Below are 20709 nucleotides of genomic sequence, written 5' to 3'. Positions count from 1 at the left end.
GCAAAACTTCGTGCAGAATCTGCGAAAATCGGTTGTGCGTCGTGAACTCTGTATACATAGTGACTGTAATCGGGTGGCGATTAAGATCGCACACAGCCGTGACAGGGAACAGGGGAAGCGTAATGATAAGGAATGCACTCACGCTGGCGGGCCTAGGGCTCGCCTTTGGCATGGTGACGATAGGCGCCGCCTCCGCGCAGGATGCGGTGGCCGCGGCACAGGCCAATCTGGACAAGTACACCGTTATTCCGACTTTTACGGCGGCGGGCGAACCGTTCGACGCCAAAACCTGCATGGCCGGCAAGTCGATCATGTCGATCCCCGGTTCCAGCGCCGTTCCGTTCCTGCAGACGATCAATGCCTCGATGGCCGAAATCGCCAAGACCGTCGGCTTCGAATTCAAGATCTGGGAAAACCAGGGCCAGCCGACCCAGTGGGCCCAGGGCCTGGACTACGGTGCTGCCAACAAGGTCAGCCTGATCGACCTGCTGGCCGGGGCCGATCCGCGCTCGCTGGTGCCTCAGATCAAGGCAGCGCGCGACGCCGGCGCGATCGTCACCGCCTCCCATGTCAGCGGCTTCGGCCAGGACGTGCCGGGCGGTGTCAGCGCCGTGATCCCGATTGCCTATAAGGAAGCCGGTGCGTTGCTGGCCGACTGGACCATCGCCAAGACCGGCGGCAAGACCAATGCGCTGGTGCTGGTCACCAACGAAGTGCTGTCGACCGACTCCATGGTTGCCGGCCTGACCGAGGCCTTCGCCAAGTGCCCCGATTGCAAGTTCACCACCGTGAACATGTCGATCCCCGATTGGGCGAGCAAAATCCAGCCGACCGTTCAGTCGGCGGTGATTGCCGATCCGACCCTGAACTACATCATCCCGATCTATGACGGCATGAACCAGTTCGTGGTTCCGGCGCTGCAGATCACCGGCGCCGCCGATCACGTCAAAATCGCCACCTTCAATGGTACGCCCTTCGTGCTCGACATGATTCAGAACGGTCAGGTCGAAATGGATCTCGGCGAAAATCTCGACTGGATCGCCTATGGCCTGCTCGATGCGCAGATGCGCATTCTGTGCGGGTTGCCCGAGGTGACCGATCCGAAGATCCCGCTGCTGATCTTTGACGCCGACAATGCCGCAACCGCAGGCACACCGGCCGAAGCCTCCAAGGGCTATGGCGATGCATACCTGGCAGGTTACAAGGACCTATGGAAGCTCTAGCAGCCAAATCCAACACTGAGCCGGCTGGGGGATCGTCCGATCCCTCAGCCCTGGCGCTACGGATCGAACATCTCTCCAAGCATTTTGGCGGCGCCCGCGCGCTCGATGATGTCACGCTCGACGTCCGGCGCGGGGAAGTGCATGGCCTGCTCGGCCAGAACGGCTCGGGCAAGTCGACCCTGATCAAGATTTTGGCTGGCTTCCACGCCCCCGACACCGGCGCGCGCCTGTTTGTGGGCGGTCGGGAAGTGGCCTTGCCGCTCTCGGCCGGCGAATTCCGCAAGCTCGGCATCGCCTTCGTGCACCAGCATCTGGCGCTGGTGCCATCGATGACAGTGCTGGAAAACCTGCTGGTGGGCGAAAACGCCACCGAAGCCCATTTGTATATCGGCTGGCGCCAGCAGGCCAAGCGGGCGCTGGCGCTGTTTGCCCGGCTGGGCCTGTCGCTCGATCCCATGACGCTGGTCGAGCGGTTGACGCCGCTGGAGCGCGCGTTGCTGGCCATCGTGCGCGCCTTCGATCAGTTGGAGCAGGCCAAATCGGCCACCGCGCAACTGTTGATCCTCGACGAGCCAACCCCGTTCCTGCCGGCCGAAGATGTACGCAAGCTGTTCACGCTGGTGCGCGGCATCGTTGCCGAAGGCGCCAGCGTGATTTTTGTCTCCCACGATATCGACGAGGTCAGCGAGATCACCGACCGGATCACGGTATTGCGCGATGGCAAGGTGGTGGGCCGACTGGTGACGAAAGACGCCAGGAAATCCGAAATCGTCGAGCTGATCGTGGGGCGTTCGGTCGACCTGGCGTCGATGCGCCCACCCAAGCGCGATCTGGGCGCCGAGGCCGTGATTGTCTCCGGCCTCAAGGGTCGCGCCGTCGCGGAGTTTTCCATGACGGTCAAGGCCGGCGAAGTCGTCGGGCTGACGGGGCTGATCGGCTCGGGTTATGACGACGTGGTCAACCTGTGCTTCGGGGCCAGCACGGCGGAAGCCGGCTTCCTGTCGCTGGAGGGTGCCGAACATCCGCTGCGGACGGCGACGCCGCACAAATCGGTCAAGGCCGGTATCGTGCTGATCCCCGGCGACCGGCTCGCCGCCGGCATCGTGCCGACGCTGAGCGTGACCGATAATGTGACCTTGCCCATCCTTGGCCAGTTCGGCGGCGGGCTGTGGCTCAATCGCGGCGCCATGCGCAAGCGCGCGACCGAGCTGAACGACGCGCTCGAGGTTCGGCCACGCAATCCGGATGCGCTGATGAGCGCTCTGTCGGGCGGCAACCAGCAGAAGGTAGTGCTGTCGAAATGGTTTCAGATGCAGCCCAAGCTGGTGCTGCTCGACGAGCCGACGCAGGGCGTCGACGTTGGTGCGCGCGAACAGGTGTTCGGCGAAATCCGCACCATGGCCGGGCAGGGCGCGGCGATCGTCTGCGCCAGCTCCGATCACGAACAATTGGCGGCCATTTGCGACCGGGTGCTGGTCCTGTCGCGCGGCCGCGTCGTCGCTACGCTTGAAGGCGAGGCCATCTCCAAGGCCGCCATCGCCGAGAGCTGCTACATCACGGCCCAGGAAGGTATTTCCCCACAATGAGCGATATGGATGCCGCCCGGGCGGCGCGACGGCAGAGCTGGATCGATAATGGCGAGCGCTACGGGCTGATCGTCGCCTGGCTGGCAGTGATCCTGGTCTTCGGCATTTTGCGGCCGACCACCTTTCTGAGCTGGGCGAATTTCTCCACCATCTTCGGCTCGCAGGCGATCCTGGTCGTGCTGACGCTGGGGCTGATCGTGCCGCTGACGGCGGGGGACTACGATCTGTCGATCGCAGGCAATTTGACCCTGAGCTCGATGACCATTGCGGTGCTCAACGTCTATTTCCATTGGCCAATCCTGTTGGCCGTATTTGCCGCGCTGGCGGTGGGCCTGCTGATCGGCGCCATCAACGCTTTCATCGTGCTCTATTTCCGCATCAATTCGTTGATCGTCACCCTGGGCATGGGCACCTTCATCCACGGGATTACGCTGTGGATCTCCAATTCCAACACCATCAGCGGCATCGACTTTTCCATCGCCCAGGCGGTGATCGTCACGCGCCTGTTCGGCATTCCGCTGGCGTTCTACTACGCGCTGCTGGTGGCTGCGATCATCTGGTACGTGTTCACCTATACCTCGGCCGGCCAGCGGCTGCTGTTCGTCGGCCGCGGGCGGGAAGTGGCGCGGCTGTCGGGCATTCGCGTCGACCAGGTGCGGGCGATCACGTTCCTCGTATCGGGCGTTTTGGGTGCCGTCGCCGGCATCCTGTTCGTCGGCACATTGGGCGCGGCCGATCCCAATTCGGGCCTCAGCTATCTGTTGCCTGCATTTGCGGCAGCGTTCCTGGGCGCCACCAGCATTACCCCCGGCCGGTTCAACCCGATCGGCTCGGTCATTGCGGTCTACTTCCTGGTGACCGGGATCACCGGGCTGTCCATTCTGGGCATCAGCACTTTCGTGCAGGATTTGTTTTATGGCGGTGCATTGGTGGTGGCCGTCGCGCTATCCCAGGTCGTGCGTGGCCGGCAGGAGCGTTTATCGTGACGGAAATCATCGTCGATCCCGAACTGGTCGAAGCCATGATCATGGAGATGGGTGCCATCGGCGCCCATAGCGGCACCGGCGTGTGGCGCACGGTTTATTCCCCCGAATGGGTTGCGGCCAACGGCCTGTTCGCCAAATGGTGCGAGGACGCCGGCCTCGCCGTCAGCACCGATGCGGTGGGCAATGTCTGGGGCAAGCTTGCGGGCAGCGAAGGTGGCAAGTCCATCGTCTCCGGCTCCCATATCGATACGCAAAAGCCCGGTGGCCGCTATGACGGTACGCTCGGTGCCCTCAGTGCCCTGATCGCGCTGAAATTGCTCAAGGCGCAGTTCGGCCAGCCCAGGCGAACGCTGGAAGCGGTGTCGCTCTGCGAAGAAGAAGGCAGCCGGTTTCCTTCCGCCAACTTCTGGGGCTCGCGCGCCATTACCGGGCAAATCCGGCAGGACGATCCGGCCACGACCCGCGGTTACGATGGCGAAACCATCGCCGAGGCCATGGCCGCCGTTGGACTGCACCCCTCCGAGATCGCCAGCGCCAAGCGTGACGATATCGAGAGCTTCATCGAACTGCATATCGAGCAGGGGCCGATCCTCGAACATGCTGACCTGCCGGTCGCCATTGTCGACGCCATCACCGGCCTGCGCCACTATGCGGTGACGCTGACCGGCGAGCAGAACCACGCCGGTGCCTTCCCGATGGATTTGCGGCGCGATCCGATGGCGGGCTTTGCCGAGATTGCCAGCGGCGTTATCAATACCGCCCATCGGCTGGGCCGGCCGGCCGTGACCACGATCGGCCGTGCCGAGGTCTATCCCAATGGCTCTGCGGTGGTGCCACGCTCGGTGACCTTCACCATCGATGCGCGTCATCCCGATCCTGAAAAGCGGCTGGAACTCTACGCTTTGCATGAAACACTGATGCGCGAAGTCGCCGCGCGGCGCGGACTGGACATTACCTGGGACATCCAGATCGAGAAGGAGCCTTGCCTCAGCGATGCGGCTCTTGTCACCACCTTCAAGACCGCCGCTACCACGCAGGGTATCCCGACGCTGACCATGGCGAGCGGAGCCGGACACGACAGCCAGCAAATGGCCAAGATCGCCAAAACCGTGATGATCTTCGTGCGCAGCAAAGACGGCCGCAGCCACACCCCAGAGGAATTTTCCTCGATCCCCGACATCGTCGCCGGCATCCGCGTTCTCGCCGCAGGGTTACACGCGCTGGCCTACTAGCCGCCGCGCCCATGGTTTCCGCCGCTCTGAGTGCACCTGGCCGGCCACTTGGGCTGACTATCACCCTTCGGGCTGGCTCATGCTTGCGAAGAACGCCAGCAGACCTTTGGGCGCGTCCGCCTCGAAAGCGACGATCAGGTTTTCGGCGGACTCGGCTGCCTTTTCGGCGGCACGGGGGAACATCTTGGCTTCGTAGCTGGCAAACGCCTTCTCGATGTCGCCGGGATTGTCGATGATGGCCATTGCCAGGTCGGCGCCATCGATCATGGCCAGGTTGACGCCTTCGCCGGCAAAGGGCGACATCAGATGGGCGCTGTCGCCCACAAGGGTTACGCCCGGAATGCGGGGCCAGTTGTGTCCCACCGGCAAGGCGTGGATTTGCCTGGCGCTAAGGTCCCCATCGCTGGCCGCAAGGACATCAAGATATCGCTTGTCCCAATCGGCGAAGAAACTCAGCAGCAGGTCGCGTGTGATCGGCCCTTTCCACCACTCTTCGGGGACCTTCACTGCGACATAGACGCAGACTTCATGGTTGGGCTCGCGGTGGGCGAGAAGCCCACGTTCATCCGAGAGAGCGAATAGCGTGCCCTTGCCGACCAGCTCGGCCGCCATCGGGTATTTCTCGTCGGCATCCAAATAACGCAGTTCGACAAAGGTTATTCCCGAATAGACGGGCTTTGCTGCGGAGAGCAGCGGCCTTACTTTCGACCAGGCCCCATCGGCACCGATGAGCACGTCGGTAGTCACCACCCGGCCATCGGCAAATGTTAGCTCGTTTCCCCCGTCTGCCTTGGCAATCTCGGTGACCTTGCAATTCCAATGGATCGTGCCCGCGGGAAGCGTTTCGATCAGCAGGTTGCGCAGAGCGCCGCGATCGATTTCCGGACGCGATCCATCCCCCTCATCGGACAACAGGATCGTGCCGGTCTTGTCGCGGACCATCATGGCGTCGCCCTGCGGCAGGACTAGTGTGCGGAAGGTATCGGACAAGCCGGCCGCCGCGATGGCAACCTGGCCGGTATCTTCGTGGACATCAAGCATACCGCCCTGATGGCGAGAGGTCGCCGACAGGTCGGCATCGTAGATTTCAGCGGCAATGCCGTTTCGATGCAGGACGCTTGCCAGCGTCAGGCCGCCCATGCCGGCTCCGATAATCGTGATCATGATGCGTCCTCAATCGCGCCTTGCTTGTCTACGTCGGCGCCTGATAATGATAGGTACCTATATATTATATATAGGAGCCTATACAAGAGGGATATAATGCGGGAATGGCCACTGTACGAAAGGCCGGGACATCTCATCAATCGGGCCGCACGGGTGATGATGCGCCTGGCGGAGGGTAGATTCCGTCCCATGGGTCTTGGTGTCGCCAGCTTTCCGGTTCTCACCATGTTGCGGAGGGGGGAGAAACTTTCGCAAAAGGAACTGACGGCGCGCGTCAGGATCGAGCAATCTAGCATGGCTCAACTCCTGGCCCGCCTGGAGCGCGATGGCATGATCGAGCGAACCCCCGATCCAAACGACGGTCGCAGCACGCTGATTTCGCTCAGTGCCAAAGCCATGGCGCTGCTGCCGCAAATCGACCTGGCCGTCAACGTCGGCAACGAGGAGGCAACTGCTGGAATGAGCGATGCCGAGATCGACCTCCTGGTCCATCTTCTGCAACGGCTCATTGGCAACCTGGAAAGTGTGCGCGAAAAGGAAGAAGCCAGCGCCGAAGTTTGACCAGCGGACGTCCCGCGCCAGCGAGATCGTGAGCCGGCTCTGAATTACATTTCGCGCCCTACGAGCGGCGCGGGGCCGGAGGCGGCGGTTTGCCAGGGGGTGTCGTAATTGGGGGCGTTGGCGAAGCGGCGCATGCCGAGGTCCAATTGCGCGGTGGCACCGGGGGCGAGGGTGACGACAAGCCAGCGCCCGGTCGCATCGAAGCGCTCGCCATCGAGTGAGGCGCCGTCGAAGACATGCTCGCCGAAGACGCCGGCCTGGATGATGACCCGCTTGGCTACGAGGGCGTCGGTGTTGACCAGGGTGAGCGCGGCGCTGGTGTCGGCCAGCTTGTCCACCAGTGCGGCCACGCCGGGCGGCAGGCCGGGGCGTTGGGCGTCGGCGTCGAAATAGCGGAAACGCGCGAGCTGCAAGCCGCCGTGGTAGACGTGCATCGGTCCGCCCAGGGTGAGTTGCGTCAGGCCTTCAAGGACCATCGGGGTCAACTGCTGCCACATGTGGATGGTCATGGACTCGCGAAAGTGGTCCATGGTCTCGGGGTCGTTCTCGGGCGCCCGGAAGGTCGCGATCTGGCTTGAGATGGTCGCAAGATTGGCTTCAAGCAACGCCTCGGGATAGTCGGGATTGCCGCCCCGTATGAACTTGAACCACTGCGCCGTATTGCCGTTGAATCCCATATGGCCGCCATTGGAGGCCCCATAGCCGTGATAGGCCGGATTGACCGCGTCGAACAGGTGGCCGGCCCAGCCGCGCTCGGCCCGCTCTGCGTCCTCTTCGGCCATGGAGACGTTCCACAGATAGGTGCCATACATCGGATGCATCGGGCGGAAGTCGCGCCAGCCGGCGTCATAGTGCCGGTTCGGCACGAGTTGGATGCCGTTTTCCTCGCGCCGCAGGTCCCAGAGCATGTCGAGTTGTGAGCGGGGCAGGTCGAGATGGCTCATGTCACCGGTGAGCAGGGCGGCGTTGACGCCGGCGATGCACATCGGCTCCAGTAGCGAGAACGAGCCATGCGGCCAGCGCCAGCCGTAATAGCCGCCCCACCATTTGCCGTCGTTGTATTCACCGATCTCGCCGGAGAGGCCGATATTGTCGGGCGTGACGCCGCCATTGCGCGCGGTGCGTTCGGTCCAGGCGCCAAGATAATCGATGACCCAGTCGCGGTATTTTTCGTCGCCCGTATAGGCGAAGGCGTGGGTCATCAACGATGTGGCGCCCAGATTGAGCGGCACGTCGCCGCGCGATTGCCGTGTATTGATGCGCTCGAGAATGTCCGCATAGGTGGTGTCGTTGGACCAAGGCGTCGCCGTGGCGTAGCGGTCGATGCCAGGGATATCTTCGAAAGGCGGCAGGTAATTGTCGAGGATTTCGCGGTGGGTCGACCAGTCCTCACCCGTCTGCACGAAGCGCGGGCCCTTGCTGCCGGTGATGGGCGAACGGATGAGGCGCTTGTCGGCATCGTAGTTGAGCGCCTCCGCGTCCTCGCCATTGTAGAAGCCGGCGAAACGCCGCGCGCGTTGCCGGTCCTTGGGCACGCTGGGGTCGGCGAGGCCGAAGAAGTAGAAGAACAGGTTGCTCTCGCCGTGGTGCATCCAGTCGTAATAGGCGTCGTATTCGCGGTGGACCTGGCCATATTCCGTCCACTGCCAGGTGATGCCATCCCAGATGGTGCGCGAGCGCAAATAGACTTCTTCGCTGCCGCCCAGAGCGTAGAATAGCGGCATGTTCATGAACCCCTCATAGGGGTCGTCCGAGCCGTCCATGCCCGGCCAGCGATCGCGCCAGACCAGGGTGCCATCGTCGCGCGTATAGCGATCGGCGAACTCGATCGCGGCCTGGTCCAGGACACTGAAAATCTGCCGTTGCAGCAGCGCCCATTTGGGAATGGTGGCGATGCGAGCAGCGACGATTTGGGGGAGCTTGGAGAGATCAGTCATGATGCCTAACTCGTGGGATGGCGTGGCCGGAGGTCAAATCCGGTTGCCGGTATCGGGATCGAAAAGGTTGATGGCGGCGCTATCCGCCGAAAGGGTCAGCGACTGGCCGGACACGGGGCGAGCCCTCGGTCCAAGCCGAGCGGTGATGAGCTGTCCGCCCACATTGACGATCACCATGGTGTCGGGGCCGGTTGGCTCGATGATGTCGACGATGCCGGTCAGCGTTGCGGCGCCGGGCCCGGCATTCAGCGTTTCCGGACGAATGCCGGCCACGACCGTGCGTCCCACAAAATGGGCGACGTCCTGCGCCAGCTCAGGCAGTGCCAGCGTGCCGCCATCATAGCGTAGGTGCAGGTCGTCTGCGGCCTGTTCCAGCGTGCCCCTGAGAAAGTTCATCGTCGGCGATCCGATGAAACCGGCGACGAACATGTTGGCGGGCCGCTCGTAAATGGTCTCGGGATCGGCCAATTGCTGGATCACGCCGTCCTTCATCACCGCGACCTTGGTGCCGAGCGTCAGCGCCTCGACCTGGTCGTGGGTGACATAGACCGTGGTGGTGCCCAGCCGCTCGTGCAGCCGCTTGATCTCAGTGCGCATCTCGACGCGCAGCTTGGCATCGAGATTGCTCAACGGTTCGTCGAACAGGAACAGGTCTGGATTGCGCACGATGGCGCGGCCCATGGCGACGCGCTGGCGCTGCCCGCCGGACAGCTGGCCCGGTTTGCGGTCCAGAAGATGCTCGATCTGCAACAGCTCGGCAGCGCGGTTTACCGCTGCGTCGCGCTCTTTGGCATCGACTTTGCGCATCTCCAGGCCAAAGCCGATGTTCCGGCGCACCGGCATGGTCGGATAGAGCGCGTAGGACTGGAACACCATGGCGATGTTGCGGTCCTTGGGATGCACGTCGTTGACATTGCGGTCCCCGATCAGGATGTCGCCGCCCGAACTGGTTTCGAGGCCGGCAATGATCGCGAGTAACGTGGACTTGCCGCAGCCCGAGGGCCCCAGCAGCACGAGGAAGCCGCCATCCTCGACGTCGATATCGATATTGCTGAGCACCTCGACGGCGCCAAAACTCTTGCGGACGGAGTTGATGGAAAGCGTTGCCATGGGTCTAACCTTTGACTGCGCCGCCGGTGAGGCCGGCCACCATCGCCCGCTGCACCAGGGCAAACAGGACGATGACAGGAAGAATGGAAATCATGCCGCCGGCGGCCAGCATGCCCCAGGGGAGCTGGAACTCGCCGACCATCAATTGCAGCCCGACGGGCCAGGTGCGCGACCCGGTGCTGGTGGTCAGCATCAGCGCGAACAGATATTCGTTCCACGCCGCGATGGCGACGAAAACGCAGGTGGCCAAAAGGCCGTTGCGGGCGATTGGGATGACCACCATGAACATGGCGCCCAGCCGCGTGGTGCCATCGATGCGCGCTGCGCTTTCGAGCTCCTTGGGCGCCGCGTCGAAGAAGCCTTTCAGCATCCACACGAAGAGCGGCAGCAGGAAGCTGGTATAGGCCACGGCCAGCCCGAAGGTGCTGTCGAGCAAGCCCACCTGCCGCATGACGATGAACAGCGGGATGATCATCAACACGGCCGGGAACATGCGGACCACGAGATAGCCCAGCATCAACTGAGTGCGCCCCTTGAACTGGAAGCGCGAGAACGCGTAGGCGGCGACAGTGCCGGTGAGCAGGCAGATCAGCACGGTCGTTGACGTGACGATCAGGCTGTTGATCACCAGCGTCGGATAGCTCGACTGGTTCCACAGCTTCACATAGTTCTCGAACGTGATGCTCGGGGGGATGTAGTGCATCGTGCGGGTGACGATGTCGCTCTCGACCTTCAGCGAGGTCAGGAAGGTCCAGACGATGGGCGCGATGCAGATGAAGGCCAGGCCAATCAGCACGATGTAGCTGACGATGTCCCAGACCAATTTGGAGCGTGAGCGGGTGGCGGCCATGGGTCAGTCCTCGTTCACTTTTGAGAGCCGCACATAGGCCCAGGCAAACACCATCAGCAGCACGAACATCACCACCGAAAGGGCGCCCGCGTAGCCGAAATTGAAATCCTTGTAAGCGGTCTGGAACGCATAGAGCGACAGCACCTGCGTCGAGCGCCCCGGCCCCCCGCTGGTCAGGATCAGCAGCAGGTCCGGCGAATTGACCAAGCCGATGACGCGCAGGATGACCGCGGCGGCAATGATGGTTTTCAGCATCGGCAGGGTGATCAGCCGGAGTTGCGATAACGCGCCCGCGCCGTCGATATCGGCGGCCTTGTAGAGATCGGTGGGGATGCCCTTGAGCCCCGCCAGCAACAGCAGCGTGAAAAATGGAAAGCTGTGCCAAGCCTCGACCACGATTGCGGCGGCCATGGCGGTGGTGGGATCGGCGAACCAGGCTTTGTAGCCCTGCAGCAGGCCAACCTTGACCAGCAGGTCGTTGATGACGCCCAGGCGCGGGTCGAGCATCAGCGCCCACATATGTCCCGCCACCACATTGGGCAGGAAATAGGGGAGCAGGATCAGCACTGCGAGCACTTTGCTGCCGGGCAGGTTGCGGTTGAGGGCCAGAGCGGCCACAAGCCCGATCAGGAATTCAAGCGCAATCGCCGAGGTTACCCACACCGCGGTATTGCGCAGCGAGACCCAAAAGACAGGATCGGTCACCATGCGCTGATAGTGCTTCAGCCCGACCCAGCCATTGCCGAGGCCGGGGCGATTGATCCGCATCTCGTGGAAGCTCATCTGCATGCCGTACAGCGTGGGGTAGATCACCACGGCGCAGATCAGCAGCGCACTCGGCAGCAGCAGCAGGTACATCCAGTACCGCGTCTCGCTGAGTTCGCCGATCCAGCGCAATGGATTGTAACGATCAAACGCCGACCGCTGGGGCGACGAATAGGCAGGGCCTGTATTCGAGATCATCTGGCCTCGCTTTTGTTCGGAAAGGGGAGGCGGCCGGGTGTCCGGCCGCCCGGGCGTGATTAGCCAATCGCTTGGGCAAGGCCGTCGATCATCTCGTCGACCGCCTGTTCGGGGGTCGCTTCCTTGATCAGCACGCGCTGGAAGGCGGGCAGTACCACGCCCTCGGCCCAGCCGGCGGAGCCAGGAAAGCTCGGCGCTGGAATGCCGAAGCCCAGCGTATCGGCGGCCGGCTTGTAGAGCGGGTTGCCCGAAATGCGCTCGTCCTTGGCCGCAGCGGTCGAGGCGGGGAAGTAGCCAGTCTTTTCGAGAAACGCGATTGCCGCATCAGGCTCGCCCCAGAACTTGAGCCACTCCCAGCCGGCATCGATGGTGTCGGGATTGGTCACGGTGTTGTAGGCATAGCCGAGGCGAGAGACGCGGTTGACCGGACCTGCGGGGATCACGGCGGTGGCGAACTCAACGCCGGGCTTGAGCAGCTTGGCATTGTCCTGGAACGAGCCGGTGTGGTGCCACACCATAGCGGTCTGGCCGGTCTGGAACGCTTCCATGATCTGGCGGAAGCCGTCATTGGGCGCGCTGGGCGGCACAGCGCCGTCGCGGGTCAACAGGCCCGCCCACCAGTCGATGGCCTCGATGGCCTTGTCACGGTCGAGGCCGATCGTGCCATCGTCCTGCACCAGCTTGGCGCCAAACCCTTCCATGACATTGATCACATAGGCCTGCCCGCCAGCGCCGGCGCGCATGCCGAAGCCGTAACGGCCCTTGGCCGGGTCGGTCAGCTTGATTGCCGCGTCGCGGAATTCCGCAAACGTGGTGGGTGCTGCCAGGCCCGCTTCGTCGAACCAATCCTTGCGGTAATACATCCAGTCGACAAAGGTGAAGGCGGGCACGCCATAGACCTTGCCGTCCACGGTGATCGATTTGAAACGGGCGTCGTCGAAATCTGACCGGCGGTCCCAACTTGCGATCCGGTCGGTCAGGTCGGTGAGGCCATTCATGGCGACCAGATCGGCCACCCGTTCGGACGCCACCATGGTGGTATCCGGCCGGCTACCCGAGACCACGGCCGCCGTCACTTTGGCCATGAATTCGGGGTTCGGGATGTTTTCCTGCGTGACCGTGATGTCCGGATGTGCCGCCGCGAACAGCTTCATCACCTCGTCGAGCCCAGCAAATTCGGACTGGCTGGTGAAGGTGTGCCAGTAGTTGATTGCAGTCGACTGGCCGAAGGCATGCGCCGGCAGCAAGGCAGAAGCGGCAAGCGCGCCTCCACCCAGCTTCAGGACTGAACGTCTATCGAAACTCGTCATTGATAACTCCTCCATTTTTGTTGGTTCGATTGATGCATTGGCTGCATTCTTGCTCTTGGGGTCAGGCCAGCCTCTCGGTGACCTCGATCTTGGTCAGGGCCGCCTTGTCGAGGGCGTCCCAGTCATAGTGGTAGCCAAGGCCCGGCTCGTCGGTGACGGTGAGATTGCCGCCGACGATGGCGAGCGGACCGAGCTTGTCGAGGCCCTTGATCTGCTCCTCGTTCATGATGAGCTGTTCGTAATAATCGTTGTTGGAAATGGCGGCGCAGAGTTGGGCATTTTCCAACCCCATGCCGTGCACCTGCGCGCGCATGCCAAAGCTTTCCGACATGTGCGCGATTTTCATCGCCCCGGTGAAACCGCCCTTGTAGAAGGTGGAGACGCGGGTCATGTCGAGCGCCTTGCCCTCGATCCAGCTCGCCATGTTCCAGTGCACGCCGTCCGAGGTTTCGGCGGCCAGCACCGGAATATCGAGCTTGTCGCAGAGCTTGGCATAGGCGCCGAGATAGAACTCGCGCATCGGCTCCTCGTACCAGAGGAAGCCGAGATCCTGGATCGCCTTGCCGAATTCCAGCGCCTGCACATAGTCCCAGCCCGCCGAGCCGTCGAACATCAGGTCGGCATCGGGCCCGACCCATTTGCGCAGGTTGGTCGAGAGCGCGATATCACGCTTCACGTCGCCCCAGGCGTGCAGCTTGAACGCGGTAAAGCCGAGGTCCCGGCTCATCTTGATGTAGCGTTCGTACTCATCCATCGTCGGCCAGGTGACCGTCGACGCATAGGCCGGCACCACGCGATCGTGGCCGCCCAGCAGCTGGTAGATTGGCATCTTGGCCTGCTGCGATTTGACGTCCCAGCACAACATGTCGAGCATGCCGAGCGAGCGCATATGAACCTCCTCGATGCGGTCGATTTCCCACATCAGGTTCCACATCCGCTCCGTCAGCAGCGGATTTTCGCCGATGAACCAGTTGTAGCGCCGCCGAACCAGGTCAATCACCGCATCACCGCGGCCCACCTCGATGGCGCCCACGAGCCCGCTATCGGTCTCCATGCGGATCACCGCCTTGCGCGGCTTGGTGCCGCGCGGAATATCGCCGTGCGAGCCGGGCAGGCCGTCGCGCCAGATGAATTTCGGCCCCGGCTCGGTTTCAACCAACCAGCCCGTGAACCCCGTGATCTTCATTACATCCTCCGTCAGTATAGTAATTGCGACCGAGCTGGCCGCTAACCTTTTTCCGCGCCCGACAGCATGCCGGAGCGCACGAAGCGTTGCGCCGCCATGAAGATCAACAGCACCGGCAGCACGACCAAAATGGCGGCCAACACCACTTCGGGCTTTTTGATCGGTACGTCGTTGGACGGCAGGTTGCTGAGGGCGCCCGAGCCGCTGACCAGCGCCGTCAGCCCAACCGGCAGGTTGTAGAGCTTGTCGTCGCTGAGCAGCACAAAGGCCAAAAAGTAGTTCGACCAGATGGCGAGGAAACTGAAGAACGCCACCAGCGCAATGATCGGCCGCGCCAGCGGCAGCGCGATGCGGGTGAACAGCTGGAAGCGATTGCAGCCATCGACCCGCGCGGAATCCATCACGCCCTTGGGCAGCGAGGTCGAGAAATAGACGTAAGTGAGGTAGACGCCGAAGGGGAAGAAGCCCGAGGCCAGGATCATGCCCGCATAGGTATTGCTGAGGCCCAGCAGGTTCATCTCGAGGAAGATGGGCAGCACCACCGCGGTGCTGGGCGTGATCATGGCGATCAGCGTCAGCAGCAGGATCAGCTTGCGTCCCGGAAACTCCGACAGCGCCAGCGCATAGCCGCCAGGGATCGACGCCGCCAGCGACAGCAGCACCCCGCCGATCGAATAGATCAGCGAATTGGTCGCCCAACTGACGATCTGGAAATTGTTGTAGCTGGTCAGGTTATTCCAGGTGCGGGTGAAAGCCTCCCAGGTGCCCAGCGCAAATGGCGGATCGCTGAGCAAGGAGGCCTCCGAGCGCGTCCCGGCGACAAACAGCCACAGCAACGGAATGCCGTAAAAGCAGACCGCGAAGGCCAGCGTCGCATAGACGACGAACCGGCCGAGGTTGAGGCGCATGGGTGCCGTTCTGGTGCTCATGATGCCCTCAATCGATCTTGTAGAATTTGGTGGCGAAAACGATCACCAGCGCGATGGCGATCGAGGCGCCGACCAGCAGCGTGCTGAGCGCGGCCGAGGCACCGAAATCGCCCATCCGGAAAGCGTATTGGAACGCCATCTGGTTGAGCGACCAATCGCTCTGGGCAAACTGGGGGCCGGCCAATCCCATCAGTTGCGGCTCGACGAATAGCTGCAGTCCACCGGCCAGCGACAGGATCGCCATCAGCACCAGCGAGCGCCAGATCAGCGGCAACTTGATGCGCAGAGCCAGTTGGAATCGGTTGGCCCCATCGATCCGTGCCGCTTCCATGACCTCGACCGGCAGGCTCGCCAGCGCGCCGCCGAAGACTACGATCCAGCCGCCAGAACTCGAGAAATACGCCATGATGGCGAAAATCCCGGCCAGGCCGACACCGGAAATGACATCGGCCCGCGTGCCCCAGCCTAGCCCATGCAGCACCGGCTGGAACGGGCTGACCGATGGGTCGAGTACGAACAGCCACAGCACGACGATGGCCGACGAGGTCACCGCGCCCGGCAGGAAATAGACCGTTCGCAACGCATTGGCGGTTCTGCGGCCGACGCTGTCGAGCATCAGCGACAAAGTCGCCACCCCGATCACCGTCATGCCCACCCAGATGGCCACGAAGCCGAGCACGTTGACCACGCTGGCCGGTACCCGGAAATCGTCGAACACGAACTGGTAGTTCGTGAGCCCCCAGAACACCATTTCGATGGTGTCGAAGAAGCTCAGCCCGAAGGCATAGGCGATCGGGAAAAGTCCGAACATGACGAGCAGCAGCAGATAGGGCGCCAGCAGCAGATAGGACATGCGAGCGTCGCGCCGCGCCTTCTGCTTTTCCTTGCGGGCGCGATCGCTTGTCGCAAGCGGTCCGTCCAATGCCATCGCTATCGCGCTCATGGATACCCTGCTGCCGTTGCGACCGGACGCGCCAGAGGCGCACCCGGCCGATGGATTGGCTTACTCGAAGGTGTAGCCGTTGAGCTTGGCGAGATTGATCAGCTCGGCCTGCAGCGCGGGCAGGGCGCCCTCCACCGTGCCTCCGCTGCTCAGACCCTGCACCACCACCTTGGCGATGGCGTCGGAGACCACGAAGCGCAGGCTGGTGTAGCCGGGATGGCTGAACGCGGCCGCGGCCACCTCGACGTCGAACACGTCGGGGCTGGCATAGTAGGAGTCGGCCTTGAGCCGGGCGCCCCAGGCCTCGGCGGAGGGGCGATGGGCGGGCAGGGTCACCGCTTCGGTCTGGTTGGCGACGTCGGTGGCCATCCAGGTGATGAGGTCGACGACTTCGGCGGGATGGGCCGTATCCTTCCAGCCCCCATAGGTGCCGCCGCCCCAGCTCCAGGTCAGGGGCTGGCTCTGGTCGTCCCACTTGAGGGGCAATGCCGCGACCAGCTTGCCGGCGGGCCATTCATAGGTCGGCTTGATCACATATTCGCCGAACCAGGTCGGCCCGACCATCAGCGGCACCTTGCCGGTCTTGGCGAGGTTGACGAAATCGGGCTCGAAGGTGCCGACCTTGGACAGGCTGCCATTGGCGATCATGGTGTCGACCATGCGCGCCGGCTTGAGGCAGGCCTCGGTGGTCAGGTCGATCTTGACGGTGTCTTCCTTGCCCTCGACCGGCATGACCAGATCGCAGCCATCGGAGACCAGGTAGCTATAGAGCGGGAAGCTCTCGACGGCGCTGCCCAGCACATAGCCCTTGGGGCCAAGCGCTTCGCCGAGTTTCTGGAACTCTTCCCAGGTGGTGGGAACGGGCTGGCCCAGCGCGGCCATGGCATCCTTGTCGTACCAGACGATCATATGGGCGAGATCGTTGCGCAGGCAGAGCAACTTGCCGTTGACGTGGCAGGGCGAATTGCCATTGGGGTAGAACTCGTCCTGCAGCGCCTGCGGCACCTGATCGGTCAGGTCCATCAGATAGTTGGAGCGCCGGGTCGAGAGCTGGGCGGTGTAGCCGATATCGGACATGAAGATCACGTCGGGGATTTCGCTCTTGGCTTGCAGCGCGAGCTGGATCTTGGCGATGAGGTCCGCTGGCGCCACGGTGGTGACGTTGAGCGTAACGCCGTCGTGCGTCTTGTCATAGAGATCGAACATCGTCAGGCGCGGCGTGTCCGACCAGACATTGAGCGTCACCGCATCCTGCGCGGTCGCGACGCCCGCCGTCGCCCCCAGAATCATACCGCCCACAAGTGCGGCGGCCTTAAAGCTACGCATCAGTCTCTCCTCCTCATGTCCGGACTTTGCCGGTTATCGCTGTATTGCCGACGTCATGACTGCGCCGGCGGCGTTGAAAACGTGCACATCCTGCGCCCTGATCCCGACGCGAACCGCATGTCCGGGCTCAAGATCGGAGTGCCCCATCACCTGGATGGTGAGCAGCTCGGATGTGCCTGCATCGAGATAGGCAAAGGTGATATTGCCGAGCCGTTCGATGGACTCGACCCTGGCCGGCAGCGCGGTCATGCCGCTTGGAACGGTTGCATCCCCAGCGATGATCGTCAGCATTTCGGGTCGTACGCCAAGCGTCAGCGCATCGCCGACGGTGGCGTCGGGCAGGGCAAGTTCGAGCCGGGGTGCGGCATTTGCGACGAGTTCCACGACCGCCTGGCCGACCGTCTTCTCCACTACCTTGCCGGCCATCAGGTTCATCTTGGGCGAGCCTATGAAACCGGCGACGAACAGGTTGTTTGGCCTGGCATAGAGTTCGAGCGGGGGCCCGACCTGCTGGATGCGGCCGTTGTCGAGCGCCACGATCCGGTCGGCCAGCGTCATGGCTTCGACCTGGTCATGGGTGACATAGATCATGGTGGTGCCCAGTTCGCGGTGCAGTCGCTCGATTTCGAGCCGCATCTGCACCCGCAGCGAGGCATCCAGGTTCGACAGCGGCTCATCGAACAGGAACACTTTTGGATTGCGCACGATGGCGCGGCCAATGGCGACGCGCTGGCGCTGTCCGCCGGAGAGTTGCGCCGGGGACCGGCCCAGCAATGGCTCGAGCCGCAAGATGCGGGCGGCCTCCTTGACCCGCTTGTCGATTTCCTCGCGTCCAACCCGCGCCAGCTTCAGGTTGAAGGCGATGTTGTCGTAGACATTCATATGCGGATAAAGCGCGTAGGACTGGAACACCATGGCGATGCCGCGGTCCGACGGCTCATCGAACGTGACGTCCTTGCCATCGATCCGAATGTCGCCGCCGCTGACCGTTTCGAGGCCGGCGATCATGCGCAGCAGCGTCGACTTGCCAGAGCCCGAGGCGCCGACAAACACCACGAACTCGCCCTTCTCGATGGTCAAGTCGACGCCCTCTATGACGCTGACCGGGCCGAACGACTTGCTGACATTGTTGAGTTCGACGGCGGCCATCTAGAGGCCCCGGACCGCACAGCGGGCTATCGATTGCATCGGCTTTTCTCCCTTGAGATATTATTGGGGCCTAATAATATCTCAGGTCAAGCGGGCCTGTGGATAATTGCCTGGACAGGAGGGCGATGGATCGCCTCGAAACGCTCGTAAGGCGTCCAAATTCGATTGTATGCCTCGGTTTTTATGAGATTTCTAAACTGCTAATGGATATACCAGCCGTGGAAAACCACGATATCGCTTCACAGGTGAAAATGTCCGACGCCCGCCAAGACAATGATGGATACCGCCGATTCCGGAAGGCCATGCAGGCCGGCACGCTCCAAGCGGGCATGGTCGTCACGCAGAACGAGTTGTGCGACCTGCTCGGACTATCGCTGTCGCCGCTGCGCGAAACGCTAGTGCTGCTCGAGGAATTCGGGCTGGTCGAGATTAAGCCGCGCACGGGAATTCGAATCGTCTATCCCGAAGTCGCGTTCATTCGCGAGAACTACCAGTTCCGCATCATGATCGAGGTGTTCGCGCTGCGCAGCTTCGGCGACACCGTCACCGAGGAATGGCTGGCCAATATGCGCGAAAGCCACGAGGAGGCCCGCCTCAACCTGAGCGAAGGCGGACCCTTCGAGGACTCGCTTATCCGCTTTACGCGGCTGGACATGCGCATGCACCGCGAGATTGTCGAAGCCCTGGGCAACCGCGCCATTCTCGACACCCACGATCGCGTGCAGGAGAATATCCGCATGGCCCAGCAGGTGCATCGCCGCCCAGGTTTCCGCAGCGCCCTGCTCAAGACCATCGACGAGCATCTTGAGGTGATCAAGTGCCTTGAGACGAGGGACGTGGAGGGTGCCGTCGCGGCGATCGAAGCCCACTTCCGCGCCTCCACCCACCGCACTTTCGCCGCCTGAGCAATCTCAGCAAACCGGTCCGCTGACAGCGAATTGTACCGGAGCCCGGTTGCCAGCCGCTGCAAATTGTCGATGCATGGGCTGAGTTGATTCTACCGCATAGGTTTTGCAAATGAAGACGGATGTCGTTGTGCTTGGGGCCGGGATTGTTGGCGTCAGCGTTGCCATCCATCTGGTCAAGCGCGGTCGCTCAGTGGTGCTGGTCGATCGGCAGGGCGCGGGCGAGGGGACCTCATTCGGCAATGCCGGGCTGATCCAGCGCGAGGGCGTGGCGCCGCATCTGTTTCCCCAGGATATGGCGACGCTGCTCAAGTATGCGCGCAACCAAAGCACGAGCATGCGGTTCCAGTGGCGCGCGCTGCCAGCGATCTCGCGGTTCCTGGTACAATATTGGTGGTCATCGCGCGCGTCGTCGTATCGCGCCATTGTCGAGGACTATTCCAAGTTCATCGCCCACGCGGTTAGCGAACACGCCCCGCTAATCGAAGAGGCAGGCGCCAGCGATCTCATCGGCAAGGCCGGCTGGATGCAGGCCTATCGCGGCGAAGCCAATTATCGGGCCGCGCGCGAACAGGCCGAGGCGTTCGAGCGGTTCGGGCTGGAGCATGAAGCACTCGACGCCGATGCCCTGAGGCAACGAGAGCCCGGGGTCACCGCCGAGCTTGCCGGCGGTATCCATTGGACGCAGCCCTGGAGCGTGCGCGATCCGTTGGCGCTGACGCAGGCCTATCTGCGCCTGTTCCAAAAGCTGGGCGGCCAATTCGTCACCGGCGACGCAATGACGCTGCGCAACGTGGCTGGCGGTTGGGAGGTCGATGCCACCAACGGCGCGGTCACCGCCAAGGAGGCCGTCATTGCCTTGGGGCCTTGGTCGGACAAAATGCTGCGCAAGCTCGGCCGCCGGTTGCCGCTCGGCGTCAAGCGCGGCTATCACATGCATTATGCCCCCCGTGGCAATGCCACCATTTCCATGCCGATCTACGACGACGCGGGTTTCCTCATCGCGCCGATGAACCACGGCCTGCGCCTGACCACGGGGGCGGAATTTGCCTTGCTCGACGCGCCGCCCAATCCGGCGCAGCTCGATGTTGCCGAGAAAATCGCCGCCGCATCTTATCCTTTGGGTGAGCGTCTCGATCCAAGCCCTTGGATGGGCGCGCGTCCTTGCACGCCCGATATGAAACCGGTTATCGGTCCAGAAGGCCGCGAGGGACTTTGGCTAGCGCTCGGCCACGCCCATCACGGCCTGACACTGGGCCCCGCCACCGGGCGGCTCCTGGCCGAAATGATGACCGGCCAGGCTCCCTTCATCGATCCGGCACCCTACAGCGTCAGCCGGTTCGGATAGC

At 62.8% G+C, this 20709-nt stretch carries 18 protein-coding genes; 7 read left to right on the top strand and 11 right to left on the bottom strand.

The window, feature by feature from the left end:
• The first annotated feature begins 122 nt into the window (after positions 1-122).
• The 4 genes from JWR51_RS13365 to JWR51_RS13350 are packed head-to-tail and all read left to right on the top strand — an operon-like array spanning position 123 to position 5027.
• Positions 123-1223: a sugar ABC transporter substrate-binding protein gene (locus JWR51_RS13365; protein ID WP_299748155.1), complete on the top strand. Its 1101-nt coding sequence runs from the start codon at positions 123-125 to the stop codon at positions 1221-1223.
• Positions 1211-2809 carry a sugar ABC transporter ATP-binding protein gene (locus JWR51_RS13360; RefSeq protein WP_299748153.1) on the top strand — a complete coding sequence of 533 codons (1599 nt, stop codon included), beginning with the start codon at positions 1211-1213 and terminating at the stop codon, positions 2807-2809. The genes JWR51_RS13365 and JWR51_RS13360 overlap by 13 nt, the downstream gene beginning before the upstream one ends.
• A complete protein-coding gene (locus tag JWR51_RS13355) occupies positions 2806-3795 on the top strand; it encodes an ABC transporter permease (protein WP_299748151.1) in 990 nt (329 codons plus the stop codon). Before JWR51_RS13360 ends, JWR51_RS13355 begins: the two co-directional genes overlap by 4 nt.
• On the top strand, positions 3792-5027 hold the full coding sequence (locus JWR51_RS13350) for a Zn-dependent hydrolase (protein WP_299748149.1): 1236 nt from the start codon (positions 3792-3794) through the stop codon (positions 5025-5027). Before JWR51_RS13355 ends, JWR51_RS13350 begins: the two co-directional genes overlap by 4 nt.
• Positions 5028-5087: 60 nt before the next feature.
• On the opposite strand, the gene JWR51_RS13345 is transcribed toward JWR51_RS13350, so the two are convergent.
• Positions 5088-6191: an NAD(P)/FAD-dependent oxidoreductase gene (locus tag JWR51_RS13345; protein ID WP_299748148.1), complete on the bottom strand. Its 1104-nt coding sequence runs from the start codon at positions 6189-6191 to the stop codon at positions 5088-5090.
• Between the two features lie 96 nt (positions 6192-6287).
• Here JWR51_RS13345 and JWR51_RS13340 point away from each other — a divergent pair, with 96 nt between their 5' ends.
• On the top strand, positions 6288-6752 hold the full coding sequence (locus tag JWR51_RS13340; RefSeq protein ID WP_299748146.1) for a MarR family transcriptional regulator: 465 nt from the start codon (positions 6288-6290) through the stop codon (positions 6750-6752).
• 44 nt (positions 6753-6796) lie between these two features.
• On the opposite strand, the gene JWR51_RS13335 is transcribed toward JWR51_RS13340, so the two are convergent.
• The 10 genes from JWR51_RS13335 to ugpC (JWR51_RS13290) form a co-directional block, all read right to left on the bottom strand.
• The gene (locus JWR51_RS13335; protein WP_299748144.1) at positions 6797-8689 is read right to left on the bottom strand and encodes a hypothetical protein; all 1893 of its coding nucleotides are present in this window, start codon (positions 8687-8689) and stop codon (positions 6797-6799) included.
• A gap of 33 nt (positions 8690-8722) precedes the next feature.
• Positions 8723-9799, bottom strand: coding sequence for a sn-glycerol-3-phosphate ABC transporter ATP-binding protein UgpC (gene ugpC, locus JWR51_RS13330; RefSeq protein ID WP_299748142.1), 1077 nt, complete (start codon positions 9797-9799; stop codon positions 8723-8725).
• Positions 9800-9803: 4 nt separating this feature from the next.
• A complete protein-coding gene (locus tag JWR51_RS13325; protein ID WP_299748140.1) occupies positions 9804-10649 on the bottom strand; it encodes a carbohydrate ABC transporter permease in 846 nt (281 codons plus the stop codon).
• A 3-nt stretch (positions 10650-10652) separates the two neighbouring features.
• Positions 10653-11612 carry a sugar ABC transporter permease gene (locus JWR51_RS13320; protein ID WP_299748138.1) on the bottom strand — a complete coding sequence of 320 codons (960 nt, stop codon included), beginning with the start codon at positions 11610-11612 and terminating at the stop codon, positions 10653-10655.
• Between the two features lie 59 nt (positions 11613-11671).
• Complete coding sequence (locus JWR51_RS13315) at positions 11672-12922, bottom strand: extracellular solute-binding protein (RefSeq protein ID WP_299748136.1); 1251 nt, start codon at positions 12920-12922, stop codon at positions 11672-11674.
• A 61-nt stretch (positions 12923-12983) separates the two neighbouring features.
• The gene (locus JWR51_RS13310; protein WP_299748134.1) at positions 12984-14108 is read right to left on the bottom strand and encodes an enolase C-terminal domain-like protein; all 1125 of its coding nucleotides are present in this window, start codon (positions 14106-14108) and stop codon (positions 12984-12986) included.
• 41 nt (positions 14109-14149) lie between these two features.
• A complete protein-coding gene (locus tag JWR51_RS13305) occupies positions 14150-15037 on the bottom strand; it encodes a carbohydrate ABC transporter permease (RefSeq protein WP_299748132.1) in 888 nt (295 codons plus the stop codon).
• 7 nt (positions 15038-15044) lie between these two features.
• Entirely contained in the window at positions 15045-15980 is a 936-nt protein-coding gene (locus JWR51_RS13300; RefSeq protein WP_299748130.1) for a sugar ABC transporter permease, read from the bottom strand.
• 60 nt (positions 15981-16040) lie between these two features.
• On the bottom strand, positions 16041-17306 hold the full coding sequence (locus tag JWR51_RS13295; RefSeq protein WP_299748128.1) for an extracellular solute-binding protein: 1266 nt from the start codon (positions 17304-17306) through the stop codon (positions 16041-16043).
• A gap of 33 nt (positions 17307-17339) precedes the next feature.
• Positions 17340-18455 carry a sn-glycerol-3-phosphate ABC transporter ATP-binding protein UgpC gene (ugpC, locus tag JWR51_RS13290; protein WP_299748127.1) on the bottom strand — a complete coding sequence of 372 codons (1116 nt, stop codon included), beginning with the start codon at positions 18453-18455 and terminating at the stop codon, positions 17340-17342.
• A 251-nt stretch (positions 18456-18706) separates the two neighbouring features.
• Between ugpC (JWR51_RS13290) and JWR51_RS13285 the strand changes: the two genes are divergently transcribed.
• Together JWR51_RS13285 and JWR51_RS13280 are read left to right on the top strand one after the other, a co-directional pair.
• On the top strand, positions 18707-19360 hold the full coding sequence (locus JWR51_RS13285; protein WP_299748125.1) for a GntR family transcriptional regulator: 654 nt from the start codon (positions 18707-18709) through the stop codon (positions 19358-19360).
• A gap of 112 nt (positions 19361-19472) precedes the next feature.
• Complete coding sequence (locus tag JWR51_RS13280; protein WP_299748123.1) at positions 19473-20708, top strand: FAD-dependent oxidoreductase; 1236 nt, start codon at positions 19473-19475, stop codon at positions 20706-20708.
• Position 20709: the final 1 nt, after the last annotated feature.

The sequence above is a fragment of the Devosia sp. genome (genome assembly GCF_028290625.1).
Lineage (GTDB): Bacteria > Pseudomonadota > Alphaproteobacteria > Rhizobiales > Devosiaceae > Devosia.
Note: the sequence above shows the minus strand (reverse complement) of the source record. Positions and strands in the feature narration are given on the sequence as shown.